The sequence below is a fragment of the Streptomyces sp. NPDC015032 genome (genome assembly GCF_043080425.1).
Classification (GTDB): domain Bacteria; phylum Actinomycetota; class Actinomycetes; order Streptomycetales; family Streptomycetaceae; genus Streptomyces.
In genome coordinates this window covers 13605-31764 of sequence record NZ_JBIBVN010000011.1, presented here as the reverse complement: position 1 = coordinate 31764, position 18160 = coordinate 13605, and the positions used below count along the sequence as shown (strand labels likewise).

The following is an 18160-nucleotide window of genomic DNA, read 5'->3' as shown; positions in this document are numbered from 1 at the left end:
GATGGTGGACGTCCCCACCCTGGTGGAGCAGGCCCGCGCGGGCCGGCCGAGGGCCGTGGCCCGGCTCATCTCCCTGGTGGAGGGAGCGTCGCCGCAGCTGCGCGAGGTGATGGCGGCCCTGGCGCCGCTGACCGGCAACGCGTACGTCGTCGGCCTGACCGGTTCGCCCGGTGTCGGCAAGTCGACCTCCACGTCGGCGCTGGTCTCGGCGTACCGGCGGGCGGGCAAGCGGGTCGGCGTCCTGGCCGTCGACCCGTCCTCGCCGTTCTCCGGCGGCGCGCTCCTCGGCGACCGGGTCCGGATGTCGGAGCACGCCTCCGACCCGGGCGTCTACATCCGCTCCATGGCCACCCGCGGGCATCTGGGCGGCCTCGCCTGGTCGGCACCCCAGGCGATCCGGGTGCTGGACGCGGCGGGCTGCGAAGTGATCCTGGTGGAGACGGTCGGCGTCGGCCAGTCGGAGGTGGAGATCGCCTCCCAGGCCGACACCTCCGTCGTCCTGATGGCGCCCGGCATGGGCGACGGCATCCAGGCCGCGAAGGCCGGAATCCTGGAGATCGGCGATGTGTACGTCGTCAACAAGGCCGACCGGGACGGCGCGGACGCCACCGCGCGCGAGCTCAATCACATGCTGGGCCTCGGCGAGGCCCGGGGGCCCGGCGACTGGCGGCCGCCGATCGTGAAGACGGTCGCCGCCCGGGGCGAGGGCATCGACGAGGTCGTCGAGGCGCTGGAGAAGCACCGGGCGTGGATGGAGGAGCACGGCGTGCTCGCCGAGCGGCGCACCGCCCGAGCGGCCCGGGAGGTCGAGACGATCGCCGTCACGCGGCTGCGCGAGCGCATCGGCGATCTGCACGGCGACCGCCACATCGGCGCGCTCGCCGAACGCATCGTGGCGGGCAGCCTCGATCCGTATGCGGCGGCGGACGAGCTGGTGGCAGGTCTCACCGGCGAGGTGTGAAGCGTCCGGGCGGGCCCGGGGGCGGCGTGCGGGCCGCCCCCGGGCCCGCCCGTTCACGTGTGCGGGGCTCCCGGAGCCGCCGGGGACCGTCAGGCTCCCCGGAGCCGCCCGGAACTGCCGTGGCAGCTGGGCTCTCCGGAACTGCCCGGTTCCCCGTAACCGTCCGGGACTGCCGTGGCTGCCGGGCTCTCACCGGCTGCCGGGGCTGTCCGACTCGTCGTCGTCGCCGTCGTCCGACCGGTCCACCGTCACCTTGCCCGTGCTCGCGTCGACCCGCAGCTCGTGCCGTGCGCCGTCCTTGCCCCGGACATCGACCTCCCAGTGCGGCGCCCCGCCGTTCCGGCCGTCGTGGTCGTCGTCCAGGCCGACCGAGGTCACCGTCCCGGGCGTCGCCCGGAGCGCGGCGTCGACCGCCGCGTCCAGCGACACGGGGGTTGGTCGAGGGGTGTCGTGGCCATCGCGGCCGTCGTGGTCGCCGTCGGAGGCGTGCTCGCCGAGCACCTTGCCGTTGCCCGCGTCCACCGTCACGTCGTGCCGGACCTGGTCGGAACCGTACACATCGAGCTCCCAGACCAGCCCGCCGTCCTCGTCGTCCAGCTCGGCCTCGGTGACGGTCCCAGGGACGGCCCCGACGGCGGCCGCGACCGCGTCGCCGACGGTGACGCGGGCGGTGCTGCCGCTCGCCGCGCTGCTCCTGGTGCCGTGATCGCGGCTGTCGTCGTCCGCGAGCGCGACGGCCGTGGCGGCTCCGCCGCCGGCCAGCACGGCCGCGGTGACGGCAGCGATGACGATCTTGCGCTTCATGAGGGTTCCTCCCCGATCGGGTGGCCGGTCTCGACGGGGACCACCTTGCCGGGGGGATGCTGAACGCAGCCTGAAGCCGCCTGAAGCCGTCTTCAGGTCCGGTTTGCGACCCTTGGGCTTATGCGCCTGTTGATCGTGGAGGACGAGAAGCGGCTGGCGATGTCCCTGGCCGGGGGACTCACCGCCGAGGGCTTCGCCGTGGACGTCGTGCACGACGGTCCGGAAGGGCTGCACCGGGCCGCCGAGGGGGCGTACGACCTCGTCGTCCTCGACATCATGCTGCCCGGGATGAACGGCTACCGGGTCTGCGCCGCCCTGCGCGCCGCCGGCCATGAGGTGCCGATCCTGATGCTGACGGCCAAGGACGGGGAGTACGACGAGGCGGAGGGCCTGGACATCGGGGCCGACGACTACCTGACCAAGCCCTTCTCGTACGTCGTGCTGGTGGCCAGGATCCGGGCGCTGCTGCGGCGCCGGGGCGGCGGTTCCGCCTCGCCGGTGGTCACCGTCGGCGCTCTGCGCATGGACACCGCCGCCCGCCGGGTGCACCTCGGTCCGGCCGAAATCGCCCTCACCGCCAAGGAGTTCGCGGTGCTGGAACAGCTGGCGCTGCGGGCCGGGCAGGTGGTGAGCAAGGCGGACGTCCTGGAACACGTCTGGGACTTTGCCTACGACGGCGACCCGAACATCGTCGAGGTGTATGTGAGCGCGCTGCGGCGCAAACTCGGCCCCGCGGCCATTCGTACGGTGCGCGGCGCCGGATACCGGCTGGAGGCGCTGTGAGGTCGGTACGGTCCAGGGCCGCGCTCGGAGCCACGGTGGTGGTGGCCGTGGCACTGATCGGCGCCGGGCTGGCCGTGCTCCTCGTCCTGCGCGCCAACCTCACCGACCAGGCCGGGCTGCAGGCCGAGGTGGTGGCCCGCGAGGTGGCCGGGCAACTGGCCCTCGACGTGCCGTACGACCGGCTGGAGATGCACGACGAGGAGGAGCATCCGGTCCAGGTGACCGACGAGGACGGGCGCGTGGTGGCCGTCTCCGAGGACCTGGAGGCAGTCTCCGGCACCGGCACGGACCGGGGCGCGCCGGTCCCGTCCCCGGCCGCGGGAGGATCCACCGGTTCCGGCGACGACGACCGCCACGACGATGACGACCGCGCCCCGGGCCGCGGCGAAGTCGGCTCCGGCGACCCGGACTTCGGCAACGGCACCGCCACCGTCGACGGCGACACGGCCGACTACCGGTTCGCGTCCGTGCGGGCGACCACCTCCGCCGGGGTGACCCTGACCGTCCACGCGGGCGCCCCGCTGGCCGCCGAACAGGAGGCGGTGGGCAGTGTGCGCGGTGCGATGCTGACCGGGCTTCCGGTGCTGCTGCTCGTCGTCGCCGGGGCGACCTGGCTGGTGACCCGTCGGGCGCTGCGCCCGGTCGAGGGCATCCGGCGCGAGATGGCCGCGATCACCGCGTCGGAGGACCTGAGCCGACGGGTGCCCGAGCCCGGTTCGCGCGACGAGATCGCCCGGCTGGCCCGGACCACCAACGAGACCCTGACGGCCCTGGAGGCATCGGTGGACCGGCAGCGGCGCTTCGTCGCCGATGCCTCGCACGAACTGCGCAGCCCGATCGCCTCGTTGCGCACCCAGCTGGAGGTGGGCGCCGCGCATCCGGAGCTGCTGGACGTGCCGGGCGCGGTCGCCGACACCGTACGGCTGCAGGCGCTGGCGGCCGATCTGCTGCTGCTGGCCCGGCTGGACGCGGGGGAGCGGCCGGGGCGCAGGACACTGGATCCGGGCGCGCTGGTCCGCGAGGAGGTCTCGCAGCGCACCGGCGACCGGATTCCGGTGGCGGTGTCGGTGCCGGACTCCGGTGTGTCCGAAGTGGTCGGTTCCCGTGGGCAGTTGGCGCGGGTGATCGGCAATCTGCTGGACAACGCCGAGCGCCATGCGCACAGCGCGGTGACGGTCTCGGTGCGTGGCGGGCGGGGCGGCGTGGTCATCGCGGTCACCGACGACGGGGCGGGGGTGCCGCCCCAGGAGCGCGAGCGGATCTTCGAACGCTTCGTACGTCTCGACGACGCTCGTTCGCGGGACGAGGGCGGCGCCGGTCTCGGTCTCGCCATCGCCCGTGACGTCGCAGTCCGGCACGGCGGCCGGCTGACGGTGAGCGGTGTGCGGGAGGGCGGCGCACGGTTCGAGTTGTGGCTGCCGACCGCCGGCTGAACCCCGCCCCTCCGGTCATCCGTCGGGCCGTCCGGGGCCGCCGTCCCGCCGCGGGTCACGTGCCGGGCCGTCCGGGGCCGCCGTCCCGCCGCGGGTCACATCTTGCCGCGTCGTCCCCGCAGATGATCGGCGACCGGGGCCAGTGCCGTCTGCAGGTTCGCCAGCGCCTCCGGCGTCAACAGGTCCATGAAGTGCTTGCGTACCGACGCCACGTGGTGCGGAGCCACTTTCCGCATCATCTCCGCGCCGTCCTCGGTGAGGACCGCGTACAGACCGCGCCGGTCGGACTCGCAGTTCTCCCTGCGGACCAGGCCCGCGTTCTCCATGCGGGTGATCTGGTGGGAGAGCCTGCTCTTGGACTGCAGCGTGGCGGCGGCGAGATCGCTCATCCGCATCCGCTGGTCCTCCGACTCCGAGAGGTTGACCAGGATCTCGTAGTCGTTGTTGGTCAGGCCGAACGGCTGGAGGTCCTTCTCCAGTTGGTGCATCAGCAGCCTGCTGACGTCCAGGTGGGTGCGCCAGGCGCACTGCTCCGCGTCGCTCAGCCAGCGGGTGGCCGTCTCGGTCTCCATATATGGATTCTACCTAAGAAGTTGAAAGCCGGACGAAGTGGGACTGTGACGCCCGGAACCCGCTCGGAGCCGGACCCGAAGTCGGACTCGGGGGCGGGGTGCAGACGTTCGACGTCACACTCCGCAGACTACCGTTCACAAACCGAAGCGACGCTGGAGGTCCCCGAGCTGACCGGGCGGACGGGGTGAGGCGTCAGGTTGACCCGCGCCGCCGGGCACCCCGGCCTGTGCCGGTGCCGCCCCCGTCGGCTGTTCGGGCATCAGCATCTCGGTCGACTGGAGCAGCACCGTCCCCGCACCGACGAACTCGAACTGGTGCTCCTCACCGGAGGTTCCGCCGATCCCGGTCAGCGACCGCAGCCCGCCCAGTACGCCCGTCAGGTAGCCGTGGTCGTAGTGGTGGCACGGCGAGGGGCAGTCCGCCCAGCCCACCAGGGCCTGCGGATCGACCCGCAGCGGCGGCTCCATGAAGACGACCGGACCGTTGGACGCGGCCACGAACTTCCCCGTGCCGATCAGCGTGAGGAAGCCCGGCACGATGGACTGCTTGAGTGCCAGCGTCGGCTGGTACGCGAGGAGGTTGCCGGACCGGATCGTCAGATTGCCGTCGTCCAGGTCGTAGGAGTTGACGTCGAAGGCCCGGTCCGCGAGCAGCATCTTGCCGCTGCCCTCGGCCACCACCCAGTCGCTCGCGTGCAGCGGCGAGTGGAAGCTCGTACGGATGAGCCGTTCGAAGCGGCCGTGGCCGATGCCGTCGAACTCGATGTGCCCGTAATAGGCGATCATCTTGCCCTTCTGCAGGAACCACTGGCTCCCCTTGAGCTCCACGCAGAAGGTGTAGGAGTTGACGTTGTCGTCCGACGGCAGCGTCATCGGGTCGAAGACCACGGGCGTGCTCACAGCTTCTCCTCCGAGGCCTGGACATACACCGCGCCGCTGCCGCTCAGCTCCAGCTGGAACGCCTCGCCGGAGCCGCGCCCCACCATGTCGCGCCAGCCGAGCGCGGTGGAGAGCTTGTTGCGTACGTCGCCGTGGTGCGCGACGTACGCCTGCGGGTCCACATGCACCTCACGGCCCGGAGTGATCGGCAGCTCGATCACCCCGCCGTGCGCCATCACGGCGACCGCGCCATGCCCCTTGAGGGTGGTGGTGAACAGCCCCTGTCCGGTCACCTGGCCGCGCACCATGCCCATCACCCCGCCCTGCGAACCCATGAACATCGTGCCCTGCTGGAGCGTCCCGTCGAAGGCGAGCAGCCGGTCGGCCTCCACATACAGGGTGTCGCCGGCCAGGTTGATCACCTGGATGTGGTGGCCGCCGTGGCCGAACATCACCGTGCCGTTGCCCTCCACCGTCATCAGCGGGGTCGCCTCATTGGCCACCCGGCGGCCGATCATCGACATCACACCGCCCTGGCCGCCCTGGATGTTCGGCGTGAACGACACCTCGCCCCGGTACGCGAGCATCGCGCCGCGCTGGCTGTACATCCGCTGGCCGGGCAGCACCGTCGCCTCGACCATCTTCGGGTTGATCTCACGGAACGGCATCAGACATCGCCCCCGATGGTGTTCCGCTCGCTCGGCTGGACATAGACGAGTCCCTCGCCCTCGAACCGGATCTGGAAGGACTCGCCCGAGCCCTCGCCCATGAATGTCCGGAAGTTCACCCCGGACTGGAAGTGCTGCTGGAGGCTTCCCTGGTGGGCGATGTAGGCACCGGGATCGACGAACAGCGGGTACTGGGCCGAGACCCGCAGCGCCACCGCCGCACCGTCCGACATGATCGCCGCCTGCCCGGTTCCCTCGACGGTGGTGGTGAACAGGCCGTTGCCCGTCGCGCCGCCGCGCAGGCCGGTGAAGGTGGTGCCGGTGCGCAGCCCGGCGTCGGTGCAGAGCAGATTGCTCGCCTCGACGTAGAGCTTGTCCCCGTGCAGCGAGACGAGGCTGATCTCGCTCGCGCGGTCGGCGAAGTAGCAGGTGCCCTGCCCCTTCACCTCCATCACGGACATCTTCTCGCCGGTCAGCCGGCGGGTCACCATGCCGCGCAGACCATCACCGCCGCCGGTCATCTTCTTGAACGTGATCCGGCCGTCGTACGCGACCATCGAACCGTTCTTCGCCTTGACGGCGTCACCGGCCAGGTCGACGGCGAGCGTTCGGCTGCCTTGGAGTCGGAACATTGCCACGGAGTGACGGTATCGGCAGGATCCCGGCGGGGACAGGGCCTCGGGCGGGAACCGGCCCCCGGACCGCTCCTGATACGCATCCGGTACGGGACCCGTACGCAACCGGGACGTACTCCGTACGGGTGCAGGGCTCGTGGTGGCGGCACGTGACCGGCGGCACACGGCCCCCGGCGCCGGACAACGCCCGTACCGATGCCACAATGGGACGCGCTTGTGCCTGTATTCACAAGCCGTGACGACCCTCCCACCGAAGGTGCCTTCGTGGACATCAAGACCGCTACCGCCCTGCACCGGCTGCGCCTCATCTCGATCCCCGAGGCGCTCTCGTTCCCGGCACTCATCATCTTTGGCTCGATCCTCAGCCGGGTCTCCGACATCGACTTCCTGATGATGCCGCTCGGCATCCTGCACGGTGTGCTCTTCGTGATCTATGCCGTCCTGCTGCTCGACGTCTGGTCCAAGACCAAGTGGCCGCTGAAGCGGGTCGCGCTCTTCTTCCTGCTCGCACTGCTGCCGTTCGGCGGGCTGTACGGCGACAAGCTGCTCAAGCGCTACGAGGCCGACGGCGCCATCGCCGCCCGCGCCCGCCGGGAAGGCGTGGTCAGCGCATGATCGTCGCGTTCTCGGTCAGCCCGCTGGGTGTCGGCGAGGATGTCGGGGAGTACGTCGCCGACGCCGTCCGGGTCGTCCGCGAGTCCGGGCTGCCCAATCGCACGGACGCCATGTTCACCTCCGTCGAGGGCGAGTGGGACCATGTCATGGACGTCGTCAAGCGGGCCGTTGCCGCCGTCGAGGCCCGCGCCGGACGCGTCTCCCTCGTGCTCAAGGCCGACATCCGCCCCGGTGTCACCGATGGACTGACGTCCAAGGTCGAGACGGTCGAGCGGTACCTCGCCGGGACGGACTGACACCCCGTCCGTTTCGCGAACCGACGAGCCCCCGGCCCCTTCGGCCGGGGGTTCGTCCCGTTCCGGTCCCGTCCCGTCAGTCCCGCGCCCGGTGTTCCGGCACGGCCAGGGCGATCCCGAGCGGCGTCCGCTCGTACAGCACCTGATGCCCGTACCGGCGCGAGGTGAGCAGCCCCGCCGCGCGCAGCACCGACAGATGCTCCGAAACGGAGGAGACCGCGAGGCCCAGCCGGTGCGCCAGGGTGCTCGTCCCGGCCGGTTCGTCGAGCGCGCACAGGACGTCGGCCCGCCCCCGGCCGAGCAGTCGCGCGAGCACCTGCGGGGTGCGGTCGGCGGGATCCGTCCACAGTCCGCCGATCCCGCGCGCCGGATAGACGATGGCCGGCTGCCACGGAGGTTCGAAGCCGCTGACCGCGTCCGGCCAGCAGAAGACGCTGGGGATCAGGACGAGGCCCTGCCCGCCGAGCACCCGGCTGTGCCGGCCGCGCGTCCCGACGATGGTGAGCGTCGACTCCGACCAGCTCAGCTGAGGGCTCAGCTCACCCAGCAGCCGCTCGAAGCCGACCGCGGCGAGCCGCCGCGAGTGGTAGGCGATGTCCGCCTCCAGCAGGGCGCGCAGCCGCGGCCAGTGCGGTTCGATCAGCACCCGCCAGGCCCGCTCCAGCAGATCGGCCAGTTCCCCGACGGTCCGGGCGGGATCGGCGAGCATCTCCTGCCCGGCGGGGGAGTGCAGCACCTCCGGCCGGCCCGCCAGCGCCAGGGCGAGGTCCTGAAGGGCGAGACCGGGATCGATCGACCGCACCGCCGCGATCTCCTCCTCGAAGGTGGTGACCGGTCCGGGCGGCGGCGGGCTGAAGAAGTCGGGGTTGTGGCCGCGCGGAGCCATCAGCAGCCACAGCGGCCGGAGATCGAGACCGGCGGCCGCGTCCCGGATCAGCCGGAGCCACGGCAGGTGGTACCCGTGCTGCTCGGGCCGGTCCAGCACCCGCACGGCGGCCTGGGTCTCGCCGAGCGGTGACAGCGCGAACCGGCAGCGGAGCAGATCGCTCTCGTCGAGGTGCAACTGGAAGGACATGGATGGCAGGGCCTCGGGCGAAGTTTCGGTCAGGGCCGAAAGTCTACGGACGGCCGCCGCGGTCCAGCAGGCTGCGGCCATGCCTGCCGACACCGAGAACTCCGCCGACCTCCCCCGCCACGCGACGGACGCGACGGCCCCGCCCGCCCCCGCCCCCCGCGGCTACCGCGCCGTCTTCGCCGTACGGGAGTTCCGGGCGGTCTTCGCCGCGCACCTGCTCTCCCTCCTCGGCGTCGTCGTCAGCGAACTCGCCCTCACCGTCCTTGTCTACGGCCTCACCGGCTCGCCCCTGCTCAGCGCCCTCGCCTTCGCACTCGGGTTCCTCCCGTACCTCGTCGGCGGCACGCTCTTCGCCGGGATCGCCGACCGGTACCCCGCCCGCCGGGTCCTCGTCACCTGCGACCTGATCTGCGCCGGATGCGTCACCGTGATGGTGCTGCCGGGCACCCCGGTCGGCGGACTGCTCGCCCTGCGCTGTCTGATCGCCGCGGTCTCGCCCATTTTCACCGGGACCCGGATGGCCGCGCTCACCGAGATCCTCGGTGAGGGCGAACGCTTCGTCCTCGGCCGCTCGTTGCTGCGGATCGTGTCGCAGAGCGCGCTGCTCGCCGGCTTCGGTGTGGGCGGCGTGCTGCTCGCCGCGCTCTCCCCGCGCGGCGCGATCACGATCACCGCCGTGACATTCCTCTGCTCGGCGGCCCTGCTCCGCTTCGGCACCCGGGCCCGGCCGGCCCGGTCCGGCCGGGACGGCGGTGGTGCCCTGCTCGGGGAGTCGCTCGCCGGAGCCCGCAGCCTCCTCCAAAACCGCAGGATCCGTGCGCTGATGCTGCTCTTCTGGACGCCCCCGCTGTTCGTCGTCGCGCCGGAGGCGCTCGCCGCTCCGTACGCGGACGAGATCGGGGTCGGACCGGCCGCGCTCGGGCTCCTGATGTGCGCGATGCCGGTCGGCCAGATCGCCGCCGAGCTGTACGTGGGCACCGCGCTCACCCCCCGGCTCCGCTCCCTGATCGTGCTGCCGGCCGCCGCCACGGGGCTGCTGCCCCTGATGGTGTACGGGGTGCGCCCCGGCATGGTCCCGACGGTGCTGGCGCTGGTGGTGGCCGGGACGGCCGGGGCGTACGTCATCGGTCTCGACCAGTGGTTCGTCGAAGCCGTCCCGGCGTCGCTGCGCGGTCGGGCCATGACCCTGCTCACCGCCGGACTGATGACGCTCCAGGGCGTCGGCATGGCCCTCGCCGGACTGGCCGCGGAGTTCTTCCCCGTACATCAGGTGATCGCCGGAGCCGGTGCGGCCGGCTCCCTGTGCGTGCTGCTCCTCGTCCTGGAGGTCAGGAGAACCGCGCCGTGATGTGGCGGAACCGCCCCCACCGCTTGTGCGGACCGCCCCCGCCGCCCGCGCGGGCCGCACCCGCCTTCCGTATGCGGACCGAAGTTCGAGACGGGGCTGACCAGCATATGACCAGTGGGTAAGGTCGTTGCCGTGCCGAAGCCGCTCAGTCTCCCCTTCGATCCCATCGCCCGCGCCGACGAACTCTGGCGGCAGCGCTGGGGTCCGGTGCCCTCGATGGGGGCGATCACCTCGATCATGCGCGCGCAGCAGATCCTGCTCGCGGAGGTCGACGCGGTCGTCAAACCGTACGGACTGACCTTCGCCCGTTACGAGGCACTGGTGCTGCTCGCCTTCTCCAAGGCCGGTGAACTGCCGATGTCCAAGATCGGTGAGCGGCTCATGGTCCATCCCACCTCCGTCACCAACACCGTGGACCGGTTGGTGCGCTCCGGCCTGGTGGCCAAGCGCCCCAACCCCAACGACGGCCGCGGAACCCTCGCCTCCATCACCGGCAAGGGGCGCGAGGTCGTCGAGGCGGCGACCAAGGACCTGGTCGACATGGAGTTCGGGCTCGGGGTGTACGACGCCGAGGAGTGCGCGGAGATCTTCGCCATGCTGCGGCCGCTGCGGGTCGCAGCCCACGATTTCGAGGAGTCGTAGGACACGAATTCGAGGCCCGGCCCGCTGCAAGATCGCTCCGGACGTCCGGTTACGCTCGATGCCATGAAACGCAGTGTGCTGACCCGGTACCGGGTGATGGCCTACGTCACCGCAGTCATGTTGCTGGTGCTCTGCACCTGCATGGTCTTCAAGTACGGCTTCGACATGGGCAAGGATCTGACGCTCGTCGTCTCCCAGATCCACGGTGTGCTCTACATCATCTACCTGGTCTTCGCCTTCGACCTGGGCTCCAAGGCGAAGTGGCCGGTGGGCAAGCTGCTCTGGGTACTGATCTCCGGCACCATCCCGACGGCCGCGTTCTTCGTCGAGCGCAAGGTCGTCCGGGAGGTCGAGCCGCTGGTCGCCGACGGCTCTCCCGTGACCGTCAAGGCCTGAACCGCCCGGCCGGGGGCCCGGCCGCACCGCACCACCCGAACCGCCCCGTGCGAAGCGCCGGGCGGTTTGCCATCGACATTTACTAGGACGTCCTAGTAAATTCGATGGTATGGACGCTGACGCGATCGAGGAAGGCCGCCACCGCTGGCAGGCCCGTTACGACAAGGCCCGCAAGCGTGACGCGGACTTCACCACACTCTCCGGCGACCCCGTGGAGCCCGTGTACGGCCCCCGCCCGGGGGACACGTACGAGGGATTCGAGCGGATCGGCTGGCCCGGCGAGTACCCCTTCACCCGGGGGCTCCACCCGACCGGCTACCGCGGCCGGACCTGGACCATCCGCCAGTTCGCCGGCTTCGGCAACGCCGAGCAGACCAATGAGCGCTACAAGATGATCCTCGCCGCGGGCGGCGGCGGGCTCAGCGTCGCCTTCGACATGCCGACGCTGATGGGCAGGGACTCCGACGACCCGCGCTCGCTCGGCGAGGTCGGGCACTGCGGCGTGGCCATCGACTCCGCGGCCGACATGGAGGTCCTCTTCAAGGACATCCCGCTCGGTGATGTCACGACGTCCATGACCATCAGCGGCCCCGCCGTCCCGGTCTTCTGCATGTATCTGGTCGCGGCCGAGCGCCAGGGCGTCGACCCGGGCGTGCTCAACGGCACGCTCCAGACCGACATCTTCAAGGAGTACATCGCGCAGAAGGAGTGGCTCTTCCAGCCCGAGCCCCATCTGCGCCTGATCGGCGACCTGATGGAGCACTGCGCCCGCGACATCCCCGCCTACAAGCCGCTCTCCGTCTCCGGCTACCACATCCGCGAGGCCGGGGCGACGGCCGCGCAGGAGCTCGCGTACACCCTCGCCGACGGCTTCGGCTACGTGGAGCTCGGCCTCTCCCGCGGGCTGGACGTCGACACCTTCGCGCCCGGCCTCTCCTTCTTCTTCGACGCGCACCTCGACTTCTTCGAGGAGATCGCCAAGTTCCGCGCGGCCCGCCGGATCTGGGCCCGCTGGATGAAGGAGACGTACGGCGCGAAGACGGACAAGGCGCAGTGGCTCCGCTTCCACACCCAGACCGCCGGCGTCTCGCTCACCGCCCAGCAGCCCTACAACAACGTCGTACGCACCGCGGTCGAGGCGCTCTCCGCGGTCCTCGGCGGCACCAACTCGCTGCACACCAACGCCCTCGACGAGACCCTCGCGCTCCCCTCCGAGCAGGCCGCCGAGATCGCGCTGCGCACCCAGCAGGTGCTGATGGAGGAGACCGGCGTCGCCAATGTGGCCGACCCGCTGGGCGGTTCCTGGTACGTCGAGCAGCTCACCGACCGGATCGAGGCCGACGCCGAGAAGATCTTCGACCAGATCAAGGAGCGCGGCACCCGGGCCCATCCGGACGGGCAGCACCCCGTCGGGCCCATCACCTCCGGCATCCTGCGCGGCATCGAGGACGGCTGGTTCACCGGCGAGATCGCCGAATCCGCCTTCCGGTACCAGCAGTCGCTGGAGAAGGGGGACAAGCGCGTCGTCGGCGTCAACGTCCACCACGGCTCGGTCACCGGCGACCTGGAGATCCTGCGGGTCAGCCACGAGGTCGAGCGCGAGCAGGTCCGGGTGCTCGGCGGCCGCAAGGACGCCCGCGACGACGCCGGGGTGAAGTCGGCCCTGGACGCGATGCTCGCCGCCGCCCGCGACGGCTCCAACATGATCGGCCCGATGCTCGACGCGGTACGGGCCGAGGCGACGCTCGGTGAGATCTGCGGGGTCCTGCGCGACGAGTGGGGCACCTACACGGAGCCGCCCGGCTTCTGACGGGGGGTCGGCGGCGGTGGCCGGTCCCCTCGCGGAAGGCCGCCACGGGGCCGCTACGCGGAGGCCGCCGCCCCCAGCCCCGCCAGCAGCAGCACGGTGAAGCGCCGGGCCCAGTCCGCGTCGACGCGCTCGGCGCTCACCAGGGTCCGGTGCACGACGGCGCCGGCGATCACGTCGAAGATCAGATCGGCGGTCGTCGCCGCCATCGCCGCGTCCTGTTCCACGGGCAGCTCCCCGCGCTCCTGGGCCCGTCGGCGCCCCTGGAGCACCAGCCGCTTCTGCCGGTCCACGATCGAGTCGCGGATCCGGGTCCGCAGCGCCTCGTCGCGCGTCGACTCCGCGACCACCGCCATCAGTGCCGTCCGGGTCTCCGGCCGTTCCAGCAGCGCGGCGAACTGCAGCACCACCGCCTGCACATCGGCCGACAGACTGCCCAGATCGGGCAGTTCCAGCTCGTCGAAGAGGACCGCGACGGCATCCACGACCAGCTCGTTCTTGCCCGCCCAGCGCCGGTACAGGGTCGTCTTGGCGACCCCCGCCCGGCTCGCCACATCACCCATCGTCAGCTTCGACCAGCCGAGGTCGACCAGGGAGGCCCTGGTCGCCTCCAGGATCGCCTCGTCGGCCGCGACACTGCGTGGACGTCCCGTTCTAGGGGGTTCGGGGCGGCTGTGGCTCGGCATGCCGTGACCATACCGGTCAGTAAGTAGGGCCGACCGGTCCCGTTCGCCGTGAGACAGATCACCGACCGCACGTGTGCGCGAAGGGTGCCGGACAGTTACGCTACGGGTCGTAGCGTAACGACGACGATTCTGCCGTCGTGACGCCACGACCGAACGACAGCCACAGGCACCGGGTGGGGACCCGGCGCCGAAACGGGCCATTCAGGGGCCCTCGGGCCGCGTCCGTCCGTGCACCCCGCATGCCGGCGGGGGCTGCGGACGGGTGCGGTTCCCGTATCGCTTTCCGTATCGGTGCGCGGAGGGGGGAGGATGTACGCATGCAGCCTAGGAACATGTCCATGAGCGGCGTCGTCGACCTCGCCGCGGTGAAGGCGGCCGGCGAGGCCAAGGTGAAGGCGGAGCAGGCCCGTGCCGAGGCCGCCCGGCAGGGAGGCGGCGGTGCCGTGCCGCCGTCCGCCCTGGTGATCGATGTCGATGAGGCGGGCTTCGAGAGCGATGTCCTGCAGCGCTCCACCGAGGTCCCGGTCGTCATCGACTTCTGGGCCGAGTGGTGCGAGCCGTGCAAGCAGCTGGGACCGCTGCTGGAGCGCCTGGCCCACGAGTACAACGGCCGCTTCGTGCTGGCCAAGGTCGATGTCGACGCCAACCAGATGCTGATGCAGCAGTTCGGTATCCAGGGCATCCCGGCGGTTTTCGCCGTCGTCGCCGGGCAGGCCCTCCCGCTCTTCCAGGGCGCGGCCCCCGAGGCCCAGATCCGGCAGACGCTGGATCAGCTGATCCAGGTCGGTGAGGAGCGGTTCGGTCTCACCGGGATCGCGGTCGACCAGGACGCCGCCGCCGAGGGAGCCGACCAGGCGCCGGCCGAGGTGCCCGCCGGGCCGTACGACGCCCTGCTCGAAGCGGCCGTGCAGGCGCTGGACGCCAATGACTTCCCCGCCGCCGTCCAGGCGTACAAGAACGTCCTCGCCGACGACCCGGCCAACACCGAGGCCAAGCTCGGTCTCGCCCAGGCCGAACTGCTCGGCCGGGTCAAGGAGTTGAACCCGCAGCACGTGCGCAACGAGGCCGCGGAGAAGCCGGCCGACGTCACGGCGCAGCTCGCGGCCGCCGATCTGGATCTCGTCGGCGGTCATGTCGAGGACGCCTTCGGACGGCTCGTCGAGACGGTGCGCCGGACCTTCGGTGACGACCGGGACGCGGCGCGGGTGCGACTGCTGGAGCTGTTCGAGGTGATCGGCCCCGACGATCCGCGGGTCGTCGCCGCGCGTACGGCGCTGGCGCGAGTCTTGTTCTGATGTGACAACGCGGCCGTGGCACCCCTGGGATGCCACGGCCGTTTTCGCGATCAGGGCGATAAGAGACGGCTTCGCTTTACCAAATCTTGATAAAAGAACGGCCTGTTACTCGCAGTAAATCACCCCTCGGGATCTGTCCCTATAAGGGCATCGATTCCCCCTTTCGTCCTTCCGGTCGGCGCCACCCTGTGTGGCCGGGTGGTATCACCCGGTCGCGTGTTGGTTATCGGGCCGTTACTAGCGAGTAACGAACCCCCTTGTGCCGCAGGCGGGAATGCACCACGATCGGCCACGCTCGGTCCAATAACGCCAGCCCGGCTGCCAGTCGGTGCGGCGGCCCTGTTGGGTCCCCACCGAGTGGGTCGGCGGTAGTGGCGCCGATTCCGGACAGGGGGGTTCCTGCCGTCCGGCAGGGCCTGTCCGAACAGGTTGCGCGCATGCGTGGCCAGTGGTTGTCGCTCGGGGGTGATCGCCGGTGATTCGGACGCGGTTCCTGCCTCCGTGCGCGGGCGCTCTCCTTTCCGAGGACGTAGCACTTCTCCCATCCCAGGACGGGCCCAGGCCCGGACCGGAGATGTACGTCCGAGAAGGAGGAAAAAGATTATGAGTTCCCAGGTTCGTGGTGGCACCAGATGGAAGCGTTTCGCTCTCGTCATGGTGCCGAGCGTGGTGGCGACCGCAGCGGTGGGCGTCGGCCTGGCGCAGGGTGCGCTCGCGGCTTCGTTCAGCGTGTCCGGTCAGAGCTTCAAGGTCAGTGCGGACAGTCTCGTCGGCCACAACTTCGTGCAGTACGGCAGTGTGGCCACCGGCACCGACCCCGAGGGCAAGAACGGGGCGCACGCCGTGGCCGTGTCCGGCTTCAGCGACGCCAAGATCACCAACATGTGCCAGTCGGTGGTCACTCCGAACCTTCCGTTCGGTCTCGGCACCGTCACGCTGGTACTGAAGGCGGGTACGGACTCGGACAGGCCGGTCAGGGCGACCAACCTGTACCTGGACGTCGCCGAGCTCGACGCGGACGCCTCGTTCAAGAACATCGACATCGGTGTTGCCGCGGGTTCCCTCAAGGACCCGAACAACCCCAAGTCGATAGGCATCCAGCCGCACACCCAGGCGAACCCGAACGGCTTCGCCCAGCGCTCCGAGGAAGCCAAGCTGACCAACGTGCGTCAGACGGCGTGGGCGACCACCGCCGGCACCTTCAAGCTCAGCAACCTGAGCTTGCGGCTGAAGTCCGGCGACAAGTCCTGCTACTAGGGCACTCGCCCAGGGTGGCCGGGGTGCCCGCCACGGACCTCCGGCCGCCCGCCCCTTCTCTTCTCACAGCAGTACCGGTTCCAGGGAGCTGTTTTCCATGAGCCCCGAGTCCACAGGGCAGAACGAGCACCACCTCCGCGCCTTCCGGCGGGGATTCCGCACCTGGCGGGGTGACCGGCCGTTCTGGGCGGGCCTGTTCACCATGGTGGGTGGTCTACCCATCGCGTACTTCCCGTACGCCAACATGCACCTCGGCAACATCACGCTGGCGATGTCCACGACCGCCGGTGCCGGATCGCTGATCATCGGGGTCCTGCTGATCACGCTGGGCCTCACGATGTGGTTCCACCACATCGTGAGAGTGTTCGCCGGAGTTGCCGCGATCCTGCTGGCACTGATCTCCATACCGGTCGCCAACATCGGCGGCTTCCTGATCGGCTTCCTGTTCGCCCTGCTCGGTGGAGCGCTCTCCATCTCCTGGGCCCCGGGCGAGCCGAAGCCCGACACCGGGGGCGCCGGTGCGGAAGGCCGGACGTCCGAGGACGCCGGTTTCGGGACGCGGGAGCCCGGACCCGAGTTCCACAGCGCGGCGACGGTGCCCCAGCAGCAGCCGGAGGAGCACGACACGACAGTTGAGGTCGACGGCGGGAGGCATCGTGCGGGGTGACGAGACGCAGCTGAACTCGGCCGGGGAGGACCTCCGGACGAGAAGCGGACCGCGCCACGCGGCCCCCAGGAAGTCGTTTCTGACGAAGCTGCACATACCCGCGGGCAAGGCCTTCGCGCTCGCCGCGATGCCGACGGCCGTCTTCGTGGGCATGGGGCTCACCCCCAAGCTCGCGCTGGCCGACGACAGCACGGACATCCCCTTCGCGCCCGGCCCCTGCGTGACCCGCTCCGACGAGCCGGGCGAATCCCCGTCCCCGTCCGCGTCGGAGACGAAGTCGCCGTCCCCGTCCGCGCCCCCGTCGTCCTCCGCCACCGATGCCGGTGACAAGGGCGACGCGGCGACCCCGAAGCCCTCGGCGACCCCGTCCGCGAGCGATGCCGCGAAGCCGGAGGCGAAGGCCGCCGACGCGCCCGCCGCCTCGCCGAGCACCTCGCCCACTCCCACGGAGTCGAGGAACCCGCTCGACCCGCTGGGCCTCGGCGACGCGCTCAAGGACCTCTTCGACGGACCGGACAAGGAGACGGCGAGCCCGTCCCCGAGCGCCACCACCGTGTCTCCGGAGCCGTCGGAGAGCGATGCCGGCAAGCCCGCGCGGAAGCCGGTGGAGAAGGCCCCGGACGCCGCGAAGGAGACGGCCGACGAGACCGCCGCCGCCATCCGCGACGCCGCGGACAAGACCGGCCGGCCGGTCAAGGAGCTCGACGACAGCGCCAAGGGGCTCGACGCCAAGAAGGACGAGGACATCCCGGACGGTGCCAAGGAGCGCTTCCCGTGTCCGACCGCCGACCCCGAGGCGCTCGCCGCGGCCGACCTGGAAACGGGCGTGCCGCTGCTCCCGACGGACCCGTGGATCCTGGACAGCTCGCTGCTCACCCTCAACGGGCTCGACTACAAAGGCATCGTCGAGGTGAAGACGTACGACGGCACCGTCAAGAAGGTGCTGAAGTTCACCGCGAGCTCCATCGACATCAAGGACCTCCACCAGCTGACCGTCGGCCCGAACGGCACCACGGCCCACGTCCAGGCGCGCAAGGGCTCCACGTCCACCATCCGCAACGGCACGGTGACGATGTACACGGAGGAGCTGAAGGGCAATCTCTTCGGCCTCATCCCGGTCACCTTCAGCCCGAAGACCCCGCCGCCGCTGAATGTCCCCTTCGCCTTCTTCACCAAGGTCAAGGTGACCCAGGCCGGCCAGTTCGGCGGCACGCTCACGGTTCCCGGTCTGCACAACTACTTCACCGGCGACAACAGTTAGGGTCGGCCTCCCGTCCGGGAGCCGCGCAAAGGCCGTGGGCCGCACTCCTTCCGGAGTGCGGCCCACGGCCTTATGGGCGC

The 18160-nt window shown here is 70.7% G+C and carries 20 protein-coding genes; 13 read left to right on the top strand and 7 right to left on the bottom strand.

Annotated elements, in window-relative coordinates; translation table 11 throughout:
- Position 1: 1 nt before the first annotated feature.
- The gene (meaB, locus tag ACF08M_RS17795) at positions 2 to 961 is read left to right on the top strand and encodes a methylmalonyl Co-A mutase-associated GTPase MeaB (protein WP_392186183.1); all 960 of its coding nucleotides are present in this window, start codon (positions 2 to 4) and stop codon (positions 959 to 961) included.
- A 189-nt stretch (positions 962 to 1150) separates the two neighbouring features.
- On the opposite strand, the gene ACF08M_RS17790 is transcribed toward meaB, so the two are convergent.
- A complete protein-coding gene (locus ACF08M_RS17790; RefSeq protein ID WP_392186182.1) occupies positions 1151 to 1765 on the bottom strand; it encodes a PepSY domain-containing protein in 615 nt (204 codons plus the stop codon).
- 120 nt (positions 1766 to 1885) lie between these two features.
- On the opposite strand from ACF08M_RS17790, the gene ACF08M_RS17785 reads away from it, so the two are divergent.
- Positions 1886 to 2548, top strand: coding sequence for a response regulator transcription factor (locus ACF08M_RS17785; RefSeq protein WP_392186181.1), 663 nt, complete (start codon positions 1886 to 1888; stop codon positions 2546 to 2548).
- Entirely contained in the window at positions 2545 to 3981 is a 1437-nt protein-coding gene (locus ACF08M_RS17780) for an ATP-binding protein (protein ID WP_392186180.1), read from the top strand. The genes ACF08M_RS17785 and ACF08M_RS17780 overlap by 4 nt, the downstream gene beginning before the upstream one ends.
- 95 nt (positions 3982 to 4076) lie before the next feature.
- Here the strand turns inward: ACF08M_RS17780 and ACF08M_RS17775 are convergent, their stop codons facing one another.
- The 4 genes from ACF08M_RS17775 to ACF08M_RS17760 all read right to left on the bottom strand — a co-directional run bounded on the left by ACF08M_RS17775 (position 4077) and on the right by ACF08M_RS17760 (position 6732).
- Entirely contained in the window at positions 4077 to 4553 is a 477-nt protein-coding gene (locus ACF08M_RS17775) for a MarR family winged helix-turn-helix transcriptional regulator (RefSeq protein ID WP_392186179.1), read from the bottom strand.
- Positions 4554 to 4688: 135 nt separating this feature from the next.
- Positions 4689 to 5453, bottom strand: coding sequence for an AIM24 family protein (locus tag ACF08M_RS17770; protein ID WP_392186178.1), 765 nt, complete (start codon positions 5451 to 5453; stop codon positions 4689 to 4691).
- Complete coding sequence (locus tag ACF08M_RS17765; RefSeq protein ID WP_392186177.1) at positions 5450 to 6100, bottom strand: AIM24 family protein; 651 nt, start codon at positions 6098 to 6100, stop codon at positions 5450 to 5452. Before ACF08M_RS17765 ends, ACF08M_RS17770 begins: the two co-directional genes overlap by 4 nt.
- The gene (locus tag ACF08M_RS17760; protein WP_392186334.1) at positions 6100 to 6732 is read right to left on the bottom strand and encodes an AIM24 family protein; all 633 of its coding nucleotides are present in this window, start codon (positions 6730 to 6732) and stop codon (positions 6100 to 6102) included. The genes ACF08M_RS17765 and ACF08M_RS17760 overlap by 1 nt, the downstream gene beginning before the upstream one ends.
- 267 nt (positions 6733 to 6999) lie before the next feature.
- Here ACF08M_RS17760 and ACF08M_RS17755 point away from each other — a divergent pair, with 267 nt between their 5' ends.
- Together ACF08M_RS17755 and ACF08M_RS17750 are read left to right on the top strand one after the other, a co-directional pair.
- Positions 7000 to 7350: a DUF3817 domain-containing protein gene (locus ACF08M_RS17755; protein ID WP_392186176.1), complete on the top strand. Its 351-nt coding sequence runs from the start codon at positions 7000 to 7002 to the stop codon at positions 7348 to 7350.
- The gene (locus ACF08M_RS17750; RefSeq protein WP_392186175.1) at positions 7347 to 7646 is read left to right on the top strand and encodes an MTH1187 family thiamine-binding protein; all 300 of its coding nucleotides are present in this window, start codon (positions 7347 to 7349) and stop codon (positions 7644 to 7646) included. The genes ACF08M_RS17755 and ACF08M_RS17750 overlap by 4 nt, the downstream gene beginning before the upstream one ends.
- Before the next feature lie 76 nt (positions 7647 to 7722).
- On the opposite strand, the gene ACF08M_RS17745 is transcribed toward ACF08M_RS17750, so the two are convergent.
- Complete coding sequence (locus ACF08M_RS17745) at positions 7723 to 8721, bottom strand: DUF5937 family protein (RefSeq protein ID WP_392186174.1); 999 nt, start codon at positions 8719 to 8721, stop codon at positions 7723 to 7725.
- Positions 8722 to 8800: 79 nt separating this feature from the next.
- Here ACF08M_RS17745 and ACF08M_RS17740 point away from each other — a divergent pair, with 79 nt between their 5' ends.
- From ACF08M_RS17740 to ACF08M_RS17725, 4 genes are all read left to right on the top strand, one after another.
- Positions 8801 to 10069: an MFS transporter gene (locus tag ACF08M_RS17740; protein WP_392186173.1), complete on the top strand. Its 1269-nt coding sequence runs from the start codon at positions 8801 to 8803 to the stop codon at positions 10067 to 10069.
- Positions 10070 to 10201: 132 nt separating this feature from the next.
- Complete coding sequence (locus ACF08M_RS17735) at positions 10202 to 10711, top strand: MarR family winged helix-turn-helix transcriptional regulator (protein ID WP_389794526.1); 510 nt, start codon at positions 10202 to 10204, stop codon at positions 10709 to 10711.
- 63 nt (positions 10712 to 10774) lie between these two features.
- Positions 10775 to 11107 (top strand): DUF3817 domain-containing protein, encoded by a 333-nt coding sequence (locus ACF08M_RS17730; protein WP_392186172.1) that lies wholly within the window; start codon positions 10775 to 10777, stop codon positions 11105 to 11107.
- 109 nt (positions 11108 to 11216) lie between these two features.
- A complete protein-coding gene (locus ACF08M_RS17725; protein ID WP_392186171.1) occupies positions 11217 to 12917 on the top strand; it encodes a methylmalonyl-CoA mutase in 1701 nt (566 codons plus the stop codon).
- 53 nt (positions 12918 to 12970) lie between these two features.
- Here the strand turns inward: ACF08M_RS17725 and ACF08M_RS17720 are convergent, their stop codons facing one another.
- Positions 12971 to 13600 carry a TetR/AcrR family transcriptional regulator gene (locus ACF08M_RS17720; protein WP_392186170.1) on the bottom strand — a complete coding sequence of 210 codons (630 nt, stop codon included), beginning with the start codon at positions 13598 to 13600 and terminating at the stop codon, positions 12971 to 12973.
- Positions 13601 to 13917: 317 nt separating this feature from the next.
- On the opposite strand from ACF08M_RS17720, the gene ACF08M_RS17715 reads away from it, so the two are divergent.
- The 4 genes from ACF08M_RS17715 (at position 13918) to ACF08M_RS17700 (ending at position 18080) form a co-directional block, all read left to right on the top strand.
- Positions 13918 to 14895 carry a tetratricopeptide repeat protein gene (locus ACF08M_RS17715; protein ID WP_392186169.1) on the top strand — a complete coding sequence of 326 codons (978 nt, stop codon included), beginning with the start codon at positions 13918 to 13920 and terminating at the stop codon, positions 14893 to 14895.
- Positions 14896 to 15498: 603 nt separating this feature from the next.
- Positions 15499 to 16152 (top strand): DUF6230 family protein, encoded by a 654-nt coding sequence (locus ACF08M_RS17710; protein ID WP_392186168.1) that lies wholly within the window; start codon positions 15499 to 15501, stop codon positions 16150 to 16152.
- 97 nt (positions 16153 to 16249) lie between these two features.
- Positions 16250 to 16819 (top strand): DUF6114 domain-containing protein, encoded by a 570-nt coding sequence (locus tag ACF08M_RS17705; RefSeq protein ID WP_392186167.1) that lies wholly within the window; start codon positions 16250 to 16252, stop codon positions 16817 to 16819.
- A complete protein-coding gene (locus ACF08M_RS17700; RefSeq protein WP_392186166.1) occupies positions 16809 to 18080 on the top strand; it encodes a hypothetical protein in 1272 nt (423 codons plus the stop codon). Before ACF08M_RS17705 ends, ACF08M_RS17700 begins: the two co-directional genes overlap by 11 nt.
- Positions 18081 to 18160 lie beyond the last annotated feature (80 nt).